Genomic DNA, 884 nt, shown 5'->3' with positions numbered 1-884 from the left:
CTCGGCGGCGTGCTCGTCGACCGCGGGTTCGAGGTGGATCTCGACGATCCGGACCACGAACTGCGGGCGCTGTTCTCCGCCGAGGACGGGCTGGCAGACCCGGACAGCGACGCCGCGGCCGCCGAGCAGGGGCAGATTCCCGCCAACGAAGGGGTCTGCGTGCTCGGCTGGCTCGACTGCGAGTCCGAGCGCGACTTCGGCGAGCGCCAGCCCACGGATCGGCCGTTCTTCCAGCCCGGGAGCATGGCACCGATGGACGCCCGGGCGCTCGCGAACATCGCCGGCGCGGCGTCGGGGCGGCGGATTCTGGACCCCATGTGCGGCACGGGCGGGCTGTTGATCGAGGCCGGCCTCGTCGGCGCCGATCTGGTGGGAACCGACGCGCAGTGGAAGATGGTCCGCGGGACGGCGAAGAACCTCGACGCGCTGGTCGAGGGCGTCGATTCGGCGGTCGCCCGGGCGGACGCGACCGCGCTCCCGCTGCGGGAGGGCGCCGTCGACGGCGTGGCGTTCGACGCGCCGTACGGCCGGCAGTCGAAGATCGCGACGCATCGCTTGGAGGACCTCGTGGCGGGGGCGCTATCGGAGGCGGCGCGGGTGAGCACGGCCGATGCGACCTGCGTGCTGATGGCCGATCGTGACTGGCGCGAGGCGGTTTCGGCGACGGCGTGGCGGGTCACGGATCGCTTCGAGCGACGGGTCCATCGCTCGCTGACTCGGCACGTCCACGTTCTGGAGAAGCGGCCGGACGATCGATAGCGAGGAGTCCGTTTTCGGGCTGCTCGGACAGTGACTGCGACAGAAGGTCGATCGCCGGTAGGTGAGACAGCGACCGCAACAGCATCTCGTTCGTAGACCACTTGTGACCGCAGTGCGCCGGACAC

The 884-nt window shown here is 70.9% G+C and carries 1 protein-coding gene; it reads left to right on the top strand.

Going from position 1 to position 884, the window contains the following annotated elements:
* On the top strand, positions 1-759 hold a 759-nt coding region (locus ACFR9S_RS10475; protein ID WP_379818581.1), incomplete at its 5' end, for a TRM11 family SAM-dependent methyltransferase.
* Positions 760-884 lie beyond the last annotated feature (125 nt).

The organism is Halolamina salina, from assembly GCF_042678005.1.
In the GTDB taxonomy this organism is placed as follows: Archaea; Halobacteriota; Halobacteria; order Halobacteriales; family Haloferacaceae; genus Halolamina; species Halolamina salina.
The sequence above is the reverse complement of the archived record's forward strand: the minus strand, read 5'-3'. Positions and strand labels throughout refer to the sequence as shown.